Source organism: Sphingobacterium tabacisoli, assembly GCF_017908035.1.
GTDB lineage: Bacteria > Bacteroidota > Bacteroidia > Sphingobacteriales > Sphingobacteriaceae > Sphingobacterium > Sphingobacterium tabacisoli.
Genome location: NZ_JAEQMU010000001.1, coordinates 839,868 through 858,569 on the forward strand (window position 1 = coordinate 839,868; position 18,702 = coordinate 858,569).

Genomic DNA, 18,702 nt, shown 5'->3' on the forward strand with positions numbered 1-18,702 from the left:
TCAATTCACACAAGTAATTAATGAATCAATTCTTAAGTATTTCAAATTTATGAAAAAAAATGGTTTTATAGCTTTTGCTATAATGATTTCCGCCTTAGGATCCGTACAGACCAGTACAGCGATGGCCGGAACGAAAACTATCGCGGGCAACTACGCCTCGCAAGCGGTAACTGTACGTGTAGCGCTGAGCGAGGTGGGTAGCAGATTTGGTTACCAGATTTTCTTTGCTGACGCAGACCTACAGGGATTACAGGTTGAAAAGAGTAGACTGCAGTTCAGGAGTTTCGCAGAGGGACTTTCTTTCTTCCGAAAATACTTCCCCTTGGACTTTCTCGTTCAGGGAAATGTAGTTACAGTACGTAAAATATCCCAGTCGGGACAACAGGAATCTATACTAAAAGGGAAGGTGCTGGACACAGATCGCAAGCCGATTGCGGGAGTGTCTGTCGAATTTCTCAACAGCGGCTATAAGACACGTTCCGGAGTCGATGGTAGTTTTACGATTACGATTCCGACATCGGGCGAGCGCCTGCTGCTTGCCTCACACCTTGCGTACGAAGGTGCCCGGATTGCAATCGGAAATGAAAGCTATAAGGAAATTGTACTGACTGCAGTCAACCAGTCGCTAGATGAAGTGGTGGTCATCGGTTATGGACAACAGGCGAGAAGTAAGGTAGTGGGTGCGGTGAGCAAGATTTCGGCAGAAGAACTCGATAAGGTATCTTCGGTGAGCTTCGAGCAGCAACTGGCTGGCAAGGTCGCCGGTGTGGTGGTCAATCAGTCCAACGGACAGCCGGGAGCAGGCGGTGATATTGTAATCCGCGGTAGAGGAACCCTCACAGCAGGTGCCAATCCGCTCATCGTAGTTGATGGTTTTCCGCTGACCGAAGGAAGCACATTAAACTCCATCAACCCGCATGATATTGCTGATATCAATATTCTAAAAGATGCCGCATCGGCGGCTATATATGGCTCTAGAGCGGCCAATGGTGTCATCCTAGTAACGACCAAACAGGGAGCAATAGGACAGGAACGGGTTACGGTAGATTTTGATGCTTACTATGGCGTACAACAGCAGACCTCGGGGGTGAAATATGTGGATGCTTATCAGTTTGCACAATTCCTCAAAGAAGCCAGAGATTGGGGCTACGTCTCCAAAGATCCCGCGAATAGAAGTGCCTCAGACCCCAATTCGGTACGCGTTACGAAAAAGATTAACGGAAAGAATATAGACGGTAGGGAACTAAGCTTGGATTACCTAGATCCATACCTGCGGGGCGAATCCGGTCTTACGAATACCGACTGGATGGATGTCGCTTTTCGCAATGCACCGATCTCTAACTACAACCTCTCCTTCAAAGGTGGGGGCGAGAAGAGTAAGTTCTATACTTCTCTAGGTTACTTCGACCAGAAAGGGGTGGTCATTGGCACGGATCTGCAACGCTATTCGGCATCGGTCAATCTCAATACCAAGCTGAGTGACAAAATTGATTTCGGCATCCATATCAAACCAAGCTATACACACCAGAATTCGCAGGATCAGTCCAGCCGCAGCAATGGTGCATTGGGCCTACTGCCTTTGTCGTTTCCGTTTTACAGCCCCTATAAGGCAGATGGGAGCCTCAATATCAGTGAACAGCTCGTGATGGAACAGCGCCTGCTGGAGGGGGTAGCGATCAACGGTACACCGGTGGAAAACCTGTTGGCGACCTCTACGCTTGTACAGAGTCCCAAGCGCAGATTTAAGACTTTTGGTAATATCTATGCCAACTACCGCATTATCGAAGGCCTTACGTATAGGTTTACCTTAGGCGGAGACTATGATACGTATCAGAGTGATCACTATTATCCAATGAGCCTGGGAGCGTACCGGATACCGGCACCACGTCCGGATGCCGATGGCAATCAGGTGCGCGAGAATATGTTCAACTACCTGGTCGAAAACACACTGAACTATAACTTTAAGACCGGACAGCATAGTTTTGATATTCTGGCGGGACATACTTTCCAAAAGGAACGCGTAGATTATAACAAGGTAATCGGTACTGGCTATGCGGATGATAATATCAGCAATATAGGTGGTGCGAGTTCATTCCGTGCCGAGCCACATGTCAATGCATGGACGCTGGAGTCCTACCTATCGCGGTTACAATACGATTATGCCGGTCGTTACCTCTTATCAGCTGCCATCCGCCGCGATGGATCTTCGCGCTTTGGAGCGAACAACCGCTGGGGGAATTTCCCATCTCTATCGCTTGGATGGGTACTCTCACAGGAAGATTTCTTCCCGAAAGGCGGACCGATTTCTTTTGCCAAGATAGCGGGAAGCTGGGGAAAGACAGGTAATAACCAAATCGGAAACTATGCTTCGCACGCTTTGGTAACCTTTGATAATTACGTGAACGGTGCCAACCTCGCACCGGGCTATACGACTACCACGGCACCGAATGCTGATCTTGGATGGGAGATAGCGACGTCGCGTAATATCGGTCTTGACCTGGGATTCTTCAGGAACAAGCTCAATGCTTCGTTTGCATACTACAAGACGAATACCCGCGACCTGTTGCTGAACGTACCTGTACCACAGCAGACCGGCTATAATACAGTGCTGGCTAATATCGGTGAGATGGAAAATCAGGGATTTGAAGCCCAGTTATCCGGAAAAGGGTTCTATATAGGCGGAGTACGCGTCGGCTTCAATACCAACCTGACCACTTACAAGAATAAAGTACTGGCACTAGGCCCTGGTCAGCAAAGGATCGCAACTGGAACGGACCAGAACTTTGTGACGGCAGTAGGTGGGTCTATCGCAGAGATATACGGTTATACGCTTGATGGTGTTTTCAAAACGCAGGAAGAAATAGATAATACGCCTCATATGGATGGCACTCTGCTAGGTGACTATCGAGTAAGAGATATGAACGGCGACGGTATCATCGATGAAAGAGATAAGACTTCGAAAGGCAGCTATGCACCGAAGCTTACTTATGGTTTCGGAGCGGAGTTCTTCTACAAGGGTTTTGATGTAGCCTTTGACTTCAATGGTCTGTCGGGTCGTACGCTAATGGATGGCGATATGGCCTCACTAACGGAAGCAGGTGAAGGTTTTGCCCTGCCGACGACCTACTACTTTGAGAATAGATATCATCCGGAAAACAACCCGAACGGATTCTTGGGGCAGCCTAATTTTGGTAACTTCTCCAATAGCCGCAAGCTGGTACGCAGTTCGGCAGTAGTCGAGCGTAACAATGGCGATTACCTGCGCTTACGCAACGTACGTATAGGATATACCTTTACAGCAGAAGCGCTACGGAAATTGAAACTGACTCAAATGAATGTGTATCTCTCTGGCAATAATATATTCACGAAGACCGATTTCAGGGGATGGAATCCAGACGGAACGAGTAGCAACATCCTGACATCGGGCTATAATACAGGTGGTAACTATCCGGTAGCACGCACACTCACACTCGGTATAAAAGTCACTTACTAATCGAATCAACATATAAAATACTCATGTTTAGCGAAGCACAAAAACCCATAGTCCGCCAGCTGGCGGATGACAGATAAAAAACAGATTATACACATATGAAATATCCATGTAGTACAAGCTGTACAGATACGCATACTATAGTTTGGATATTCCATCCCGATAAACCGACGCTAGGAGTGTGGCGGAGACAATCGGAACAGGATAATGGCAATTAAAAAAACAAAACGATCCGCCAACTGAGGGATCATGAAATAGTTATTTACATATGAAGTTAACTTTCTATATAGGTGTATGTGCGCTGTTATGCACGACGGCATGTACCAAAGAACTACAGCTCTATCCAGAGACGGAAAAGGTAGCGGGCAATTTCTACCGCAATGAGGCAGAAATCGAAGAAGCAGTGAATGCCGCTTATGCGGCGCTCCAGAAACAAGGGGTATATGATATCGGTATGCTTGCGGTGGGCGAGATACCAGGCGAGGATGCCTACGATGAGACACCAGCCAATGATGGTGGTGTATATGGCATGCTGGACCTCTACAATGTCATCCCACAGAGTAGTCTGATCCAGGATATATGGCAGGATAGTTACATCGGTATACAGCGGGCGAATATCGTGCTAAACCGGATACCGCCTATCGCCTTCGCAAAAGAGGAAAACAAGAACAGCCGTATTGGTGAAATGAAATTCATACGTGCACTGTTGTACTTCAATCTGGTGCGTACCTATGGGGATGTACCATTGGTAATTGAAGAAGTAACCGATCCGCAGGCTTACTTTGGAAAGGGGCGAATCGGCAAGGATAAGGTATATGCTCAGATAAAAACAGACCTGACGGAGGCGATAGATTTGCTTCCCTACCGTAATGAATCCAATAAAGGACGTGTCTTTAAATCCTCGGCACAGGCTCTACTGGGTAAGGTGGAGATGACGCTGGGCAATCTGACGACAGCCAAAGCGCTGTTTGAAGAAGTAATCAAACCCAGTGCAGGTTTACAGTTATTGCCGAATCCGGCGGAGGTGTTCTCTCTGTCCAATGAGCTGAACAAAGAAATTCTCTTTGCGGTGCAATTTGCCTCTGGGGTAAATTCGAACAGCGAGGGCACAGATGCCTATCGGATGTTCAACCCAACGGGGCGTGTAGAAGGCAAGATAACAGGAACAAAAGGACATGGTGTACTGAAGGGCGAGTTTTACAACCTGTACGCGGCAAACGACAGGAGAAAAGATGTGTATGTCAAGCGGCTATCATCGGGACTTGCCTACAACAATAAGATTGCTGTTCCCTCTACAGTGGTGGGCGATTCGGGAAGTGATTTTGTGGTGCTGCGCCTTGCTGATATCATTCTTTTGCTGGCGGAAATCGAAAATGAATCCGGAGATGCAGACAAAGCTGTAGGTTATCTGGACATGATCCGCCAACGTGCCGGAATAGGAAGCTATGCCGGAGCGAAGGATAAGTCTGCGGTATTTGATGAAATCGATCTGCAGCGGCGCAAGGAGCTGGTCTTCGAGGGACACCGTTGGTTCGACATCCTACGTACGGGCCGTAGTAAGGCGGTACTGGGGATCACGGATACAAACAAGCTCCTAATGCCGGTTCCAGCGAGCCAGATTGCGGCTGATGGAAGTATTAAACAAAATCCAGGTTATTAATAATAAATAGCGGGGCTGTGTAAAGACTGTAGGTAGACACGCCCCACATCTAATACATTAGGTATACTATGATAAAACATCTTATAAAATCATTATTGATCGGAGCTGTATTGCTAGGGCAGTTTACGGTATCCACAGCGCAACACAAAGAGAAAGCTGTACATATCGAACAGCTTAGGACATCGGACAAGGATAAGATATGGGTTATTGCGCATCGGGGAGACTGGCGAAATGCTCCCGAAAACTCGATACAGGCGATACAGAACTGTATTGCTATGGGGGTGGATATGGTAGAAATCGATGTGCAGCTGACCAAGGATGGACATGCCGTACTGATGCACGACAAGAAGATAGACCGTACGACCACAGGCAAAGGTGAAGTAGGTGAATGGACATTGGATAGCCTCAGACAGCTACGTCTGAAAGATGGACTGGGTATTCCTACGGCACATCGTATACCTACGCTGGAAGAAGCGCTCTCCGTGTGTAAGGATAAAATATTGATTAATATCGACAAAGGTTTTGATTTCCTTGCGATCTGCCTGGAGGCCGCAAAAAAGACCAACACAATGGATCAGGTTGTGCTTAAATCAGGCAAGCCCTATGCCGAAGTGCGTGCGCAGCTAGGGGAAGCCTTTGAACAGATTCACTTTATGCCGATCATTAACCTAGGAAAACCAGAAGCTATGGCTATCCTGGAATCCCATCTGTCCAACTATAAACCTATCGCCATAGAGTTTACCGTGCCCGATGCGAATGCAACTGCCGTATCTAAGTTTGCAAATTATAGAGCACAGGGGATCAATGTATGGGTCAACTCGCTATGGCCCCCGCACAATGATGGACATGATGACGAGCGAGCGGCACTGGATCCTTCGGTATACGAGTGGTACCCTGCACACCATGTCAACATGATACAGACGGACAGACCCCAGTTGTTGATAAACTACCTGAAAAGCAGAAAATAATAAATGGCTCTGTCTTTTCTAATAAAATCGGCGCTCCTGGCAGCGACATGTCTTCTGCCGGCAGTGTCCCTCATCGCACAACATAGCTTACCTCCCTGGGAAGAGGGGTATCTGGATATCCACCATATCAATACCCGCGAGGGCAACAGCACGTTTGTACAGATGCCTGATGGTACCACCTTATTGGTCGATGTAGGCACCGTGGATAAAGCTGCTTTTGAAAAGCGCCATTATCCACTCAAAGCAACTTCTAGATTGCCGGACGATAGTCTTTCAGTAGGTGCACGGGTAGTCTGGTATCTTCGGCAGATGAGTACTCGGATTAAGTCTAGTGGACAGTTGGATTATCTGCTGATCACGCATTTTCATAGCGACCATTTTGGCGCGGTGCCGGAGCTGTTGGCAGAACTGAAACCGCAGAAGATTATCGATAGGGATTATCCATCTTATAATTTTCCTTTTGACCTCCGCAGCAAGCTAAAAACGGATACTCTCTTTCAACGTTATATGACGATTGTCGATAGTGGGGAATGGAAGATGGAAAAGATGCAGGTAGGGTCGAATACGCAACTAGGTCTACTATACAAGCGAGAGCGCTTTCCGACGTTTCATATCCAGAATATCAAGAACGGAGCGAGTCTGTGGAGCCCTGAAAATGGTGAGGTGAGAGAATTATTCTCTGCAGCGGAAATGGTGCAGGGTGGATACAACGAGAATCCGCTTAGTATGGCCTTCAAAGTAACCTACGGTGATTTTGACTACTATTTTGGAGCGGACAATACGGGACTGCAGGATGGTATTTTGCCGAGGTGGTTTGATGTAGAGACACCTCTGGCAGCGAGTGTAGGAAAAGTGGACGCCATGGCGCTCAATCATCATGGCAATAGGGATGCGAACAATGCGAACTTCATACGTACTTTGGATCCGCAGGTAGCGATACAACAGGTATACAGCTCGGACCAGCCCGGACAGGAGGTTTTCTACCGCTTACAGAATATCGGCCGGGGTCGCGCACGACATCTCTACGCTACGAATATGCACCCCGAAACACGTACTACCTATGGCCCCTGGTTCGACAAGGCCTATCGGTCCATGCAGGGACATGTGGTCTTAAGGGTTTATCCAGACGGGAAGACTTTTAGCGTGTATGCATTGGATGAAAGCAATCTCTCTGTCAAAGACGAATTGCTCTTGCAAAGTGAGGGATAGGTAGATCTCAAAAGAGAAAGGTCAGCGGCGCTGACCTTTCTTATTATAAACAGAATTAAAAAATAGAAACGATTTTCTTCCCATCTTCGTCGGACCAGATGGTGACCTGATCGGTCTGAAGAGAGAAACCCTTGGCACCGATACGCTCCCAGTCGGACAGTTTTGCATTTACAATAGCAGCTCCTCTGCTCTTGGTGAGTATCTTATCCGCATTTTTCTTAAAAGCTTCTTTGTCTTTTATCTTTAGCTTCTTGCCTCCAGCTTCTATGTTATTGAAGTCGTAGGAGATAAGGTTAGCTATTTTATCGACATCCCAGGATTTAAGGGCTGCAACAAAGGCCTGTATAGTCTGTCTGTCCTGCTTGGTCAGATGATCCTGTGCCTGGGCAAATGCCGTCAGACTACAGAACAATAGGATTGCAACGATTTTTTTCATGTCTCGGTTGTTAATTTATTTCTTCTTCTTAAAGATAAAAATGGACTGATAAGTGTTTTTATCTTGATCAATGGAGGTACGGGTTAGATACAGTCTCTTTTTGGCTGTATCGACATTAAACTCGAATTCGGTAGGCTCTAGTTCAATACCATACTCGGCATCATCTTTCATCAATTTGGCTAGGTGAGCAGGGTCCATGGTAAAATGTACTTTATTCCCCTTGATTACATATTCATGCGGATGTGCTACATCGGTATACGCAGTGGTAATGTAGCATAACTTGTCTGATGAAAAGTTGTACATACGTTCGCCCTCGAAGGAGTACTCTTCTGTTGTTTTTTTCCCGTCGACTATACTTACATCGCGTAGAGCGATAGTTTCCCATTTTCCCAATAGTGCAGTAGCTGATGTCTGTGCCTGGCTAGCAATTACAAAGAGTAGACAGACGGCTGTAGATAGAAATTGTTTCATTATTTTACTTTTTATGATGTTTTTATTTGAATAGTTTCTCGATTACTTTTTTTACTCTAGGATCGTTCTTAAGTTCGTACTGACGGTTCCCAACTGCACCGATTTCTTCCATACGTGGGCAGTACTCGATATCGAACAGGAGCACTAAGGTATCTTTGGACGTCAGTGCATAAACGGGTTCGAAGGGACATTTCTTTATAATATCACCCTCTTCCCGTGCATTATTTAGTGCTGTACGCAATGTTTTTACATCGCTATCTTGTAAAGGGGTAGATTTTAAGATTTTATAACCTTTGATAAACGTCTCGTCGACGATATCTGCTTTGGCCTCGTCCCGCTCTCCAAGATAATATAGGCTGTAAGAAGGAGTAGCGACAGAACGCTTTACTCCGTTACAGGAAAAGCATAGACCGGTGGCCAGTACTAATAGAATCAGTGATTTCATGGTATTCGTTATTTGATAATGCATACTCGTTATATATACGTAACAGTTCCTTTATAAAATCCACGCTGCCCCTTGGTTCCTGTTCTATTTTCTAGGTTCTTGGTGTTTTCAAATGCTTCTTTGTATGTTTTCTCCAAAATACCGGTCCATGAGGCTGGAATATTGCTATTGTCGTATAGCGCTCCCTCTAAGTTCTGACGGAAGGATCCCGTAAAGGCGCCCTGACCGTTGAGGGCCCATGAAAACTCACCATAGCTGGATGACGTGGAAATCAATCCTCCACGTGCTTGGGTAAATAGTAAATTGACCTTTTTAGGATCTATCTGTGAAGGTACTGCCCGCGTAACCGGATTGTTGGAATCTACATTTTGTCGTGCACGCGGCACGGAATTGCAAAGATCGCCCGTTACTATAGCGAGACGAGGATTGAAAGAACGGATAAAGGTATAAAGGTCTTCCAGACCGTACCGCTGATCTTTCAATGCCATGCGTGGAAATTCGCTCTCCCGCGCTGTGGTATTGGAACCGTGCCCGTTATAGTGAAAAAACACGGCATCCTCGCTACCAATATTCAACTGATTGATCGTACTGATGATTGCCGACCGGGTACAGTTCTGCCCGGTAAGGGCGGTTACACTGACAGTAGCGTTGCTATTCTTTCCTATGGTGGTCCCGAATAGTGTTGTCAGATAGCCTATTTCATTGTTGATACCTTTACCTAGCTTCTCGTCATTGGTATCACCGACAAGAATGACATGCACCTTCGATTTTCCTTTGGAAGGGACTACAGCATTGCTAGAGGTTCCAGCGATACGTTTGTATTCAGGATCGGATGACAGGAAATAGTTCGTCAGTTTAAAACCCGAAGCCTGTAGTTCACTGAGGTCTTTGTAACGGGTCAGTTTGACCTGAGGAGCACTGTTTCGTGCCTTTTGGTCACCTATTTTGGACGGTGCGATAACATAGTAGCTAGACCCTTTATTGGTCTGCGCATTGTAGTCCTTAAGATAGAGGTAATCCGCTATGTAAAGCGTATTCACATTATTGTCCTTAGAGTAGACGACTTTAGCATTGCCTCCTTTGTACACCAGGTCGTTGGGAGCGAAGGAGGGGTTTTTAAGCATTACAGCTTTATACTCGGCTAATTTGAGTACGCCAGACTGCGTGTAGTTGACACGTACCAGGATGTCATCGGCATTGCGGTAGACCATTAACGCATTATAATTGATACCCGCTTCTTGCCAGCTGTAATGAGTAAAGCTTTGTGCAAAGCTCGTGACGATGGTCATCAATAGAAGGACAAAGGTCGACAGGATTTTCTTAGTCATCATAGGGCTCTATTTAATCTTAAAATTCACGATTTTGTTAGGGTTTGATACTGGTTCCCAAGGTCTGCCATGGGTGAAACTTGCTTTACAGGTTCCTGCTCTGACGGCACGCAGTTGGTATACACGTTCTCCACCGGCTCCAACAATCATGCTATCGGTAACGGGAGAGATGTAATCGTCTTTGACCAGCTCCATATTGGTATTGTCAAGCACCAACTGCCACCGAAATCCAGTGGTGATATTCTCTTTGACCTTTACGGTATAAATCTGTCCGTGCTCAAGTTGGACACGGGTACTTGAGTTTACAGTGTCTAGGTCCAAGTCAAGTGCCGCCCTGGGCGATGCACAACCGACTGTGAAGGCTACTAATAAGGCGATGCCAAATAGTGCTCTTCCTCTTGTTTTTCTATTTATTGTTTTCATACTGTTTCCTAACGAGTTTGAACCCTGACTTAAAGTTGTAATCCATTTGATTGCTATAATTGTATTGTACGTACAGTGTGTCATCGATGAGGTGTACATCGTAGACCTGCTCCATATCGAGGTCTAAACTATCTGTTCCATCTTTCAGGGATAGTAGTGGCCAGGTAGATAATGCACCCTGCTCGATCAGATATCGATAGCGATCCCTGGCAATGGTATCGCCGAGTATATCCATGTAGCTATAATAACATGTGCTATCGTTTAGAAAGGTATATGTCTGCTCTCCAGGCTGGAGGACTTTATTTTCTTCCTTGGTTTTTCCGTTTTCCTGAATGAGGATATGATAGGAATGTATGTCCCATACACCCAGCAGATCCTGCTCTGTCACTGCACCACAGGACAATAGGAATGTACATGATAGCGAAAGTACTGCTAGTCCGGATTTCGTGTATGTCATTATCTTAATATTTTATCGATAAGGCTCTGTATATCATTGCTGTCCTTGAGATCCACAGGTTTTGTAGGCGTTGCCCCAGAAAGATACATAGCACGTGGACAGTCTATGGCATTGAAAATCACATAGGGCTTGCTGTTAATAAGAATAGCATACATCGGGTCAAAGGAGCATCTCCGAACCTCGGAACCGCTAACCTGCGCGCCTTTGAGACGGGTGATAATCTGTCTGGCCTGTTTGGGACGTAGGGATACTTTCTTAGATACTGGATAATCCAGTACCTGTACGAAAGCATCTAACTGCTCTATATCCTGAGGTAATAGAAGACAGAGTTCATATACTTCCTTATTTCCTTTTTTTTGCTGTGCGACTGCACTGAAACCGATTGTCATAAAAAGAATCGACAGAATGATTTTTATTGTGTTCATATGCAATTGTATCAATACTAGTTATATACCAATGAGCCTCGATAAAACCCATTCTGTCCCTTTGTTCCGGGTTTGTTTACAATGTTTTTTGTTTTGTTATACGCCTCCTTATAGCTCTGCTTCAGCACAGCATCCCAAGTCGCCGGCATGTTGCTATGGCTATTTATAGCGGACGTCATGGCATCTATAAAAGAGTTTGTAAAGGCCCCATTATTTCCCAAGGAATAGGAGTATTCGTCGTAGCTAGAAGAGGTGGATACGATCTTGCCTTTGGCTTTTATCAGGAATTCAGCAACACGGGCAGGGTCATGCTGTGCCGGAGCAGAGCGAAATAAGGGTTCCTCTGGCAGTGCAGTACGGGTACGGGGTACACTATTGCACAAGTCACCGATAACGACAGCCAACCGTGGCTTTAGATTGGAAATAAGATTGCCCATATTCTCCAATTTATACGAACTCTTAATCATCGCGGCGGTCGGGAACTCACTATTGCTGCCCTGAGGGTTACTACCATGGCCTGAATAATATAATATGATGGCGTCATTGGCCCCTACGGTCAGGGATTTTACGGTATTCTGCACGTTAGTGGAAACAAGCTGATCGCCTGATATTTCCTTGATATTGAACTTGATATTTTTATTAACACTCATGGTATTCTGGAACAGAGACCTCATCTTGGCCAGGTCACTTTTGACGGATTCGCCGATGCTGGCATCTTTGGTATCACCAAGAAGGATAAGATGTACCGTAACCAGAGATGCCGATTGAGAAGCGGCTGGTTTGTTGCCACTATTGCTATTGGCTGAAGTGTTACTGTTGGTCTTGGCGAACTGTTTGTAATAAGCTTCTTCTTTCAAAAAGTAGGCTCCTGCATTGATGTTTTGTTGGACATCGCTCAGCTTGGTATAGATCTGTACTTTGGTATCAGGGTGACCGGATATATAACCCTTCTGTGCAATTTTCGTAGCCTGTGCTACGTAGGAACGCCCGGATACTTTGTTGGTCACGGGATCATAGTTTTCCTGAAACAAACGGAATGCAGGAAAACTCCCGCTCATTTTGTTGTCCTTGGAATAGATGACCTCACCAATTCCGATTTCTAATACTCTGGCTTTGGGCGAATACCCCGGATGTACCCGAAGCTTACCAGTGGCTTCGGCGAGCTTAAGTACACCATTTTGGGTAGAGTTGATCCGAACAATCACATGCTCACTGTCGATGAGATAAGCGAAAGCGGAGTAGTCCATATTGAGGTCTTTCCAGCTAAACCTCATATACTGCTGTGCTAAGCTGACCTGAGCACTGAGTAAGGTAATCAGGGCGATAACAGCAATCTTATAGTTTTGCATTTTCATACGTAAATAATTATTCGTGCATTTTATTGTTTTCCTGATGGAATTCATCAATGCTTCGCATTTACTTCGTGATCCGCCAACTGGCGGATCGGTTGGTCTGTTAATTGTTTTTGGATACTAATATCTATTGAGAGGGGGAAGGGGTCGTAATCTCTTATTTGCGTACTAAGGTTTTTCTTTCGCTACCATAATCGTCTTTCTCGATTAAGACCATTGTTTTTTTAGATTCGCTAAAACCAACTGTTAACATCCAGATGATATCGTATGTTTCTTTGTCCGTAAAAATGACGGTTTTGCCATCGACCATGTAAGAAAGATCTCGAATATCGGCATCATACTGGCCAAGTTCGCGATACTCGCATATCTCATTTTTCTTAAAGTTGTAAGTGGTTTTGTAACCGGAATCTTTGGCAATTTCAGTCGGTCGGTCTGGATCAGGTCTACCTTTGGTATTAAAGAACTCTCTTTTGGTAACTTCCCACTTTCCGATTATATCGGATTTGATGTTTTGCGCTTGTGTAGAAATGATCATCATCACCAAAATGATGCTCGCGACTAAATGTTTCATATTGTATATAATAATTAATGTTTTCCATGAGGATATTCACAAAACGAATGTTTTATGAGGCCGTACTATACGAGGATTGTAAGACGAAACAAAAGTAGTATGCAGCGAAGAGAGGGACGAATACTGAAAGGGTAAAAAAGGGGTAGTTCTATCACCTACCCACAGGTAGGATGGAGGTAAGAATGGTTATAAACAGCTTGTTTAGAACAAAAAACACTAATTTAAGCCTGGGCCTTAACCCAAGCTTTTTTCTATCCGCCTATCCGGAACAATCCAAAGACAGGCTACAAAAGCATATAGAAATATGCTGATATAGGGAAAACTAAAGGCCAGTGCAATGGCTATACCATACAGTAAGGTAGAGACGATTTCTTTCTTTCGGTTCTTGAAAGACTTTTGCAGGGCTTCATTTTGATTGTCCAATCGGAGGGCATACTTTTCGATTAAGGCGAAAACAACACTACTAAGAAACAATATCACTCCATATACGACTACAGGCCAGGCCGAATGATCATGTTCTCCCAGCCAGTTGGTGGAAATCGGAAGCAAAGACAAAAAGAATAATAGGAGAAGATTCAGCCAAAGTACTGTTCCGTTTACCTTTTGGATGACCTGGAACAAATGATGATGGTTATTCCAGTAGATGCCCACGTAGATAAAACTCAGCAGGTAATTGAGTAACCGAGGAATCAAAGGAACCAGGCTCTGTAAGTCATCTCCCTTGGGGACCTCTAGGCCCAGCACCATAATGGTAATGATAATGGCCAAAACGCCATCGCTGAAAGCTTCTAATCGACCTGTTGTCATAGTGTCAGAATTTATGGTTATGGTATTCTACCGGTATCGAAAGAACAGTACAAACGGAAACTGCAGTGTAGTAAAAGATGGCATAGCTTACAAGATACGGAACCTAATAACAAATATATATAAAAAACAACTAAAGTAAATATGGATTAATAGGATGAATCCTGTATACATGGCCTGTCACAGATGTTTTTTTATTTGTCCGTTTTTGTACCCCACCTACATTGTCGTTTTTTTTAAAATATTACGTTTCTTTGATGAGAGGAAAACAAACTTTTAAGGTATAAAATTGTAATATTGTTAGCTGAAACACCAAACAATAGCCAATATATGAACAGAGCATATTCTAAAACTATTATATGGGGCCTATTCGCATTAAAAGAGCTCCTTGTTGCCTTGTCCGTCCATACCCGTACGGTAGGGGTATCCCACGCAAAACTGAAAGAAGAGAAACTGTTATTAAACATTGCCTGATTATGAAAAAAGCTACCGATCTTCCCATCAAAATATGTTATGAAATCTTGCACTTCTTCAATAAAATACACAGGGTATCTCCAGGAGCCGCGGACTACCTACTCGCCAACACCAAATATATAACTATACGAAAGGGAAAATTCCTGCGTAGCCCTATTGATCAGGAGGATGTTGTTTACTTTATCGTCAAAGGCTTAATACGGGGTTTTATTAGAGACGAAGGTAAAGATATCACTACCTGGATCAACGAAGAAAGTAATATCGTGGGAAGTATACGTAACATGGGGCTGGACGAAGAAACAGACGAATACTTACAGGCACTAGAAGACAGTGTGGTTATAGAAATCCATCGGTCATCCCTCGAATATCTATACGATAAATTCTATGAAGCAAATATCATTGGGCGAAAAATCCTGGAAATATACTATCGGGATGCAGAAGAAAGGGCGTACCTGTGCCGTCTACCTACCGCAGAAAAGCGCTATAAAAGATTTATCAATACGCGTCCTGCCTTGACAGGTCGCGTATCACTCAAATACCTAGCTTCCTATCTCGGAATGAAAGAAGAAACATTATGCCGTGTGCGTGCCAAGTACCAACGACCGGTAAAATGCTAATTCGGAATAGGAGAGAGCCTTGGAACAAAGTTATATCACTATCAAGTATTATAATAAATTTGGCTTCCGCTGTCATAGCGGAGGAGTGAGACCGCTATAATAGCACATATCTAAAATCCGATAAACCGTAAAGTTAACGAATAGTTCATCTTTGAGATGCTCCCTTTCTAACTTTACGGTTTTCTTGTTACCCATACTATTGGTGCTAAATCAATCGTTTACAGTTTATTAATAGGTATTTCTCCCATCAGCTTTTACAATGTAGAGTTTCGCCTACATCGTCCATATTTAATCTATTCTTAATAATGTCTTTACCATTAGTTTTTCCTATGAGGTTAAGTTTGTTACAGAATTAACGTTTAAAAGTTTTAAATATCGAAAATCGATAAATCTCGATTTAATTTAATTAATTTATTATTAATCTCTCTGAAATTAAATTTAATGATTAAAAACTGGTTTTTCCTGTTAGCCTGTTCGGCTTTATTGGTTATTTCCTGTCGCAAGGACAATGATTTCTCCGTCAAGGATATTCAGAACAAGGTTTCTTTTACAAGTACAATCGAAGGGCTTCCGATGACCCGTACAAATGGTACAAAATGGGATATGGGGGATGCTGTTGGAATTTTCATGTACTCCCATGGCTCCACACTGACAACAGACGCTATGGTCAACAATGGCTTTAACAAGAAATATACCACTACTGGTAATGGTAATTTTTCTCCTGCCTCCGCAACAGAACAACTAGCGTACCCATCTGGCAGTAAAGTAAGTTTTGTAGCATACTATCCTTACCAGCCCACGGCCAACTTAAATCCAGCGATAAGCATCACAGATCAGAGCAATCAGACCGCATTAGACTTTATGTATACACAACAGACCACAGGATGGACTGGAGCACAGGGCCCTGTAGCCCTGTCATTCAGCCGACAGATGACCAAAATTGAGCTTAAGCTGAAGGGAAGTGCTCTTGACGGCTTAAAAGCGGTATTTAAAAACAGTGCGTCAAAAGGAACTTTTGACCTTGCGAATGGACAGCTGCTCGTAGATGTGGCAAGCCTACAGGATATTAACGCTAAAATATCAGTCAATGGAACAGGGGAGACTCTTGTGGAATGGACGTTATTCCCAGGTGCGGCAAAGGATCCGGGACAGGTCGTATTTACCAAATCGGATGGTAAGAGCTATACGTGGAAATTGCCTGCAGGAACGACCTTTGCTAAAGGACACCGCTATCAGTATGATATGACGCTCGGCAAAGATGATGACGTCACACCGATACCAACGGGATCCTATATGGAGCTACCTCTAGTCAAAGAAACAGCAACATTGAAATACAGCCTAAAGATGAGTACAACCACCAAGCGTAATTACTCCATGTTGTATGATACGAAGAATAAACTGGCCCTATGGGTGGCTTACCCATTAAGTAGTGACTATTTGGGCGGACAGGACCGTACCGATGATTGGGGGTATGACCCGGATTATAACTACTCTTTGCAAGCGGTGCTAAGTAAAGGTTATCCAAACAATCAGACATTACTGCTTGATCGCGGACATCAGTTACCTAGTGGTGACCGTACCAAAAGTTATCAGGAGAATGCATCGACGTTCTATTATACGAATATGACTCCGCAGAACAGGCCACTTAATCAAGGAGTATGGGCGGAGCTGGAGAATAAGATAAGAACCTGGGCTGGACAATCGGGAGTAGATACCATGTATGTAGTAACCGGCGCTATGGTAACTACTGCGGCGGACCAGAATATTGATTATGTGAAAGATAACGCCAATGCTAATGTAGCCAAACCAAAATACTACTACAAGGCTCTCGCTATGAAAAAAGGAAACACCTACTATACGATAGGGTTTAGAATAAATAATGCTAATCCTTCGTCAAAGGATTATATGACCTATAAACTAAAGGTCGAGGATCTGGAAAAAGAGACCGGTTTTACTTTTTTTCCTGCCTTGAGTAAGGAATCCAAAGGTAAGATTGACGAAACCGTGTGGAGAAAGTAAAAAATAGGAATATACAATAATCTATTAATTGATACCAATAATTTGAGAAAATGAAAAAAAAGCAACTATTAGGTGCTGCTTTAGCACTGATCGTTCTAGGTAACTCCTGTAAGAACGATGACTACAGGAATGTAAGTCCAGAAAACGATGGCAAAGTTTCCTTTACCTCCTCGATCGGCCAAGGTACAGGTACTCGTGTATCGGGCAACAACTGGGATGCCAACGATGCCATAGGTGTATTTATGAAACAAGGAGCAGGCTTAGCTACCCCTCTTGCTACAAACAAAAAATATACGACCAGCGGTAATGGAAATTTCGCAGGGCAAGGCGCAGAGATCATCAATTATCCAGAAACCGGTGCTGTGGATTTTATCGCTTACTACCCATACTCTTCTACGCTATCAGGCACAAATCTACCTATCGATGTAACAACGCAAACAAATCCAGCTGCTATCGATGTACTGTACGCTAACAATGCTACAGGTTTGACAAAGGCTTCGCCAACGGCTAACCTTAACTTTAGCCATAAGCTATCTAAAATAGAACTAACAGTAAAAGGTGGAACGGGAGTACCAAATGTGAACGGACTACAGGTTGTTTATAATGGAATCAATACTACCGCTACAATGGACCTGGCTACAGGTACGGTGGCAGATGCTGCAAATGCCAAGAATGTGACAGCTAAAGCAACAGCTGGTACAGGAAGCCAATTGGTAGAAGCGATTGTTATCCCTGGAAACTATGCTGCTAAAGAGGTGATATTCACCTTAGCGTCGGGAACGTTCAAATGGACAATTCCGGCAAACACTTCGTTCGAAGCAGGTAAAAAATACACCTACGATATCCAACTCCAGACAGGTTCGACAGGAAATGAGGTCGCAGTGACTGGTACTGGTACGATTACAGACTGGACAACAGTACCAGGCGGGTCAATTAATGTGGATGCAGATGGTGACGGTGGCACAGATCCCGGAACGAATCCAGGAACGGGTACGGAGCAAACGTTGTTTATGGAAGCATTTGGCACAGCTCCTGCATCTAAAGATTTTCCAAAATACAGATTAGCAGTTTATACAGATTTCTCCGAAAAGGGAGTGGTATACTCAGATCAAGATCCTGATAATTATGTGGATATACGTGCTACTTCAACCATGAATCCACATGTATGGATACCTGCTAGTAGAACTACAGGCTTCAAGATTGAAGGTATCAATACAACCGGAGCTACCAAGCTTAAGTTATCTTATGATATAACTGCAAACGCTGGTGGCGCTTCAGTTAAAGTCATCAAGGTACGTGCAAATGGACAAGAACTCACGGTCCCTGCAGGGAGTGTCGCAACTGGTAATACCTATGTAGCGGTAAACATCGATGCTGGAATTCCGACGGGGAACAGCCTAACATTAGAATTTTCAACTACGAATACCGAAAACACAGCGGGTTACCGTATCGACAATATTAAACTAGTTGGAACAAAATAAACAACAGAACACAGTTCAAACCCAAGAGGGGGCATTATGTCTCCTCTTGTATACTTTTACCTAATATAAGAT

Annotated in this window: 18 protein-coding genes; 8 read left to right on the forward strand and 10 right to left on the reverse strand. The window is 44.2% G+C overall.

The annotated features are described in order from the left end of the window. The first annotated feature begins 49 nt into the window (after positions 1–49). The 4 genes from JKG64_RS03395 (at position 50) to JKG64_RS03410 (ending at position 7,327) form a co-directional block, all read left to right on the forward strand. On the forward strand, positions 50–3,493 hold the full coding sequence (locus tag JKG64_RS03395) for a SusC/RagA family TonB-linked outer membrane protein (protein ID WP_210352936.1): 3,444 nt from the start codon (positions 50–52) through the stop codon (positions 3,491–3,493). 265 nt (positions 3,494–3,758) lie between these two features. Beyond that, positions 3,759–5,150, forward strand: coding sequence for a RagB/SusD family nutrient uptake outer membrane protein (locus tag JKG64_RS03400; RefSeq protein WP_210352937.1), 1,392 nt, complete (start codon positions 3,759–3,761; stop codon positions 5,148–5,150). Positions 5,151–5,218: 68 nt separating this feature from the next. After that, positions 5,219–6,118, forward strand: coding sequence for a glycerophosphodiester phosphodiesterase family protein (locus tag JKG64_RS03405; RefSeq protein ID WP_210352938.1), 900 nt, complete (start codon positions 5,219–5,221; stop codon positions 6,116–6,118). Between the two features lie 3 nt (positions 6,119–6,121). After that, a complete protein-coding gene (locus JKG64_RS03410) occupies positions 6,122–7,327 on the forward strand; it encodes a ComEC/Rec2 family competence protein (RefSeq protein WP_210352939.1) in 1,206 nt (401 codons plus the stop codon). Between the two features lie 55 nt (positions 7,328–7,382). Here the strand turns inward: JKG64_RS03410 and JKG64_RS03415 are convergent, their stop codons facing one another. The 10 genes from JKG64_RS03415 to JKG64_RS03460 form a co-directional block, all read right to left on the reverse strand. Continuing rightward, positions 7,383–7,763 (reverse strand): hypothetical protein, encoded by a 381-nt coding sequence (locus JKG64_RS03415; protein ID WP_210352940.1) that lies wholly within the window; start codon positions 7,761–7,763, stop codon positions 7,383–7,385. 15 nt (positions 7,764–7,778) lie between these two features. Then, positions 7,779–8,234: a hypothetical protein gene (locus JKG64_RS03420; protein ID WP_210352941.1), complete on the reverse strand. Its 456-nt coding sequence runs from the start codon at positions 8,232–8,234 to the stop codon at positions 7,779–7,781. A 22-nt stretch (positions 8,235–8,256) separates the two neighbouring features. Beyond that, positions 8,257–8,703, reverse strand: a complete 447-nt coding sequence (locus tag JKG64_RS03425) for a hypothetical protein (protein WP_210352942.1) — start codon at positions 8,701–8,703, stop codon at positions 8,257–8,259. A 5-nt stretch (positions 8,704–8,708) separates the two neighbouring features. Continuing rightward, positions 8,709–10,010, reverse strand: coding sequence for a caspase family protein (locus JKG64_RS03430; RefSeq protein ID WP_210352943.1), 1,302 nt, complete (start codon positions 10,008–10,010; stop codon positions 8,709–8,711). A gap of 6 nt (positions 10,011–10,016) precedes the next feature. Then, entirely contained in the window at positions 10,017–10,430 is a 414-nt protein-coding gene (locus JKG64_RS03435) for a protease inhibitor I42 family protein (protein ID WP_210352944.1), read from the reverse strand. Continuing rightward, positions 10,414–10,887: a hypothetical protein gene (locus JKG64_RS03440; RefSeq protein WP_210352945.1), complete on the reverse strand. Its 474-nt coding sequence runs from the start codon at positions 10,885–10,887 to the stop codon at positions 10,414–10,416. The genes JKG64_RS03435 and JKG64_RS03440 overlap by 17 nt, the downstream gene beginning before the upstream one ends. Continuing rightward, a complete protein-coding gene (locus tag JKG64_RS03445) occupies positions 10,887–11,312 on the reverse strand; it encodes a hypothetical protein (RefSeq protein WP_210352946.1) in 426 nt (141 codons plus the stop codon). Before JKG64_RS03445 ends, JKG64_RS03440 begins: the two co-directional genes overlap by 1 nt. Positions 11,313–11,329: 17 nt before the next feature. Beyond that, positions 11,330–12,667, reverse strand: a complete 1,338-nt coding sequence (locus JKG64_RS03450) for a caspase family protein (protein WP_210352947.1) — start codon at positions 12,665–12,667, stop codon at positions 11,330–11,332. A 154-nt stretch (positions 12,668–12,821) separates the two neighbouring features. Beyond that, positions 12,822–13,235 (reverse strand): hypothetical protein, encoded by a 414-nt coding sequence (locus JKG64_RS03455; RefSeq protein ID WP_210352948.1) that lies wholly within the window; start codon positions 13,233–13,235, stop codon positions 12,822–12,824. A gap of 234 nt (positions 13,236–13,469) precedes the next feature. Beyond that, the gene (locus JKG64_RS03460) at positions 13,470–14,042 is read right to left on the reverse strand and encodes a TMEM175 family protein (protein ID WP_210352949.1); all 573 of its coding nucleotides are present in this window, start codon (positions 14,040–14,042) and stop codon (positions 13,470–13,472) included. 327 nt (positions 14,043–14,369) lie between these two features. On the opposite strand from JKG64_RS03460, the gene JKG64_RS03465 reads away from it, so the two are divergent. From JKG64_RS03465 to JKG64_RS03480, 4 genes are all read left to right on the forward strand, one after another. Then, positions 14,370–14,513: a hypothetical protein gene (locus JKG64_RS03465; protein WP_210352950.1), complete on the forward strand. Its 144-nt coding sequence runs from the start codon at positions 14,370–14,372 to the stop codon at positions 14,511–14,513. Positions 14,514–14,515: 2 nt separating this feature from the next. Then, positions 14,516–15,130 carry a Crp/Fnr family transcriptional regulator gene (locus JKG64_RS03470; RefSeq protein WP_210352951.1) on the forward strand — a complete coding sequence of 205 codons (615 nt, stop codon included), beginning with the start codon at positions 14,516–14,518 and terminating at the stop codon, positions 15,128–15,130. Between the two features lie 441 nt (positions 15,131–15,571). Beyond that, positions 15,572–17,149, forward strand: a complete 1,578-nt coding sequence (locus JKG64_RS03475) for a DNA/RNA non-specific endonuclease (protein WP_210352952.1) — start codon at positions 15,572–15,574, stop codon at positions 17,147–17,149. 50 nt (positions 17,150–17,199) lie between these two features. Beyond that, entirely contained in the window at positions 17,200–18,630 is a 1,431-nt protein-coding gene (locus tag JKG64_RS03480) for a fimbrillin family protein (protein WP_210352953.1), read from the forward strand. The last annotated feature ends 72 nt before the right edge of the window (positions 18,631–18,702 follow it).

Excerpts from the sequence above, each read along its gene's own strand:
- JKG64_RS03475 (WP_210352952.1), top strand. The coding sequence starts at position 15,572 with ATGATTAAAAACTGGTTTTTCCTGTTAGCCTGTTCGGCTTTATTGGTT.
- JKG64_RS03465 (WP_210352950.1), top strand. The coding sequence starts at position 14,370 with ATGAACAGAGCATATTCTAAAACTATTATATGGGGCCTATTCGCATTA.
- JKG64_RS03425 (WP_210352942.1), bottom strand. The coding sequence starts at position 8,703 with ATGCATTATCAAATAACGAATACCATGAAATCACTGATTCTATTAGTA.
- JKG64_RS03410 (WP_210352939.1), top strand. The coding sequence starts at position 6,122 with ATGGCTCTGTCTTTTCTAATAAAATCGGCGCTCCTGGCAGCGACATGT.
- JKG64_RS03405 (WP_210352938.1), top strand. The coding sequence starts at position 5,219 with ATGATAAAACATCTTATAAAATCATTATTGATCGGAGCTGTATTGCTA.
- JKG64_RS03480 (WP_210352953.1), top strand. The coding sequence starts at position 17,200 with ATGAAAAAAAAGCAACTATTAGGTGCTGCTTTAGCACTGATCGTTCTA.
- JKG64_RS03440 (WP_210352945.1), bottom strand. The coding sequence starts at position 10,887 with ATGACATACACGAAATCCGGACTAGCAGTACTTTCGCTATCATGTACA.
- JKG64_RS03445 (WP_210352946.1), bottom strand. The coding sequence starts at position 11,312 with ATGAACACAATAAAAATCATTCTGTCGATTCTTTTTATGACAATCGGT.
- JKG64_RS03450 (WP_210352947.1), bottom strand. The coding sequence starts at position 12,667 with ATGAAAATGCAAAACTATAAGATTGCTGTTATCGCCCTGATTACCTTA.
- JKG64_RS03415 (WP_210352940.1), bottom strand. The coding sequence starts at position 7,763 with ATGAAAAAAATCGTTGCAATCCTATTGTTCTGTAGTCTGACGGCATTT.
- JKG64_RS03435 (WP_210352944.1), bottom strand. The coding sequence starts at position 10,430 with ATGAAAACAATAAATAGAAAAACAAGAGGAAGAGCACTATTTGGCATC.
- JKG64_RS03400 (WP_210352937.1), top strand. The coding sequence starts at position 3,759 with ATGAAGTTAACTTTCTATATAGGTGTATGTGCGCTGTTATGCACGACG.
- JKG64_RS03395 (WP_210352936.1), top strand. The coding sequence starts at position 50 with ATGAAAAAAAATGGTTTTATAGCTTTTGCTATAATGATTTCCGCCTTA.
- JKG64_RS03420 (WP_210352941.1), bottom strand. The coding sequence starts at position 8,234 with ATGAAACAATTTCTATCTACAGCCGTCTGTCTACTCTTTGTAATTGCT.
- JKG64_RS03460 (WP_210352949.1), bottom strand. The coding sequence starts at position 14,042 with ATGACAACAGGTCGATTAGAAGCTTTCAGCGATGGCGTTTTGGCCATT.
- JKG64_RS03455 (WP_210352948.1), bottom strand. The coding sequence starts at position 13,235 with ATGAAACATTTAGTCGCGAGCATCATTTTGGTGATGATGATCATTTCT.
- JKG64_RS03430 (WP_210352943.1), bottom strand. The coding sequence starts at position 10,010 with ATGATGACTAAGAAAATCCTGTCGACCTTTGTCCTTCTATTGATGACC.
- JKG64_RS03470 (WP_210352951.1), top strand. The coding sequence starts at position 14,516 with ATGAAAAAAGCTACCGATCTTCCCATCAAAATATGTTATGAAATCTTG.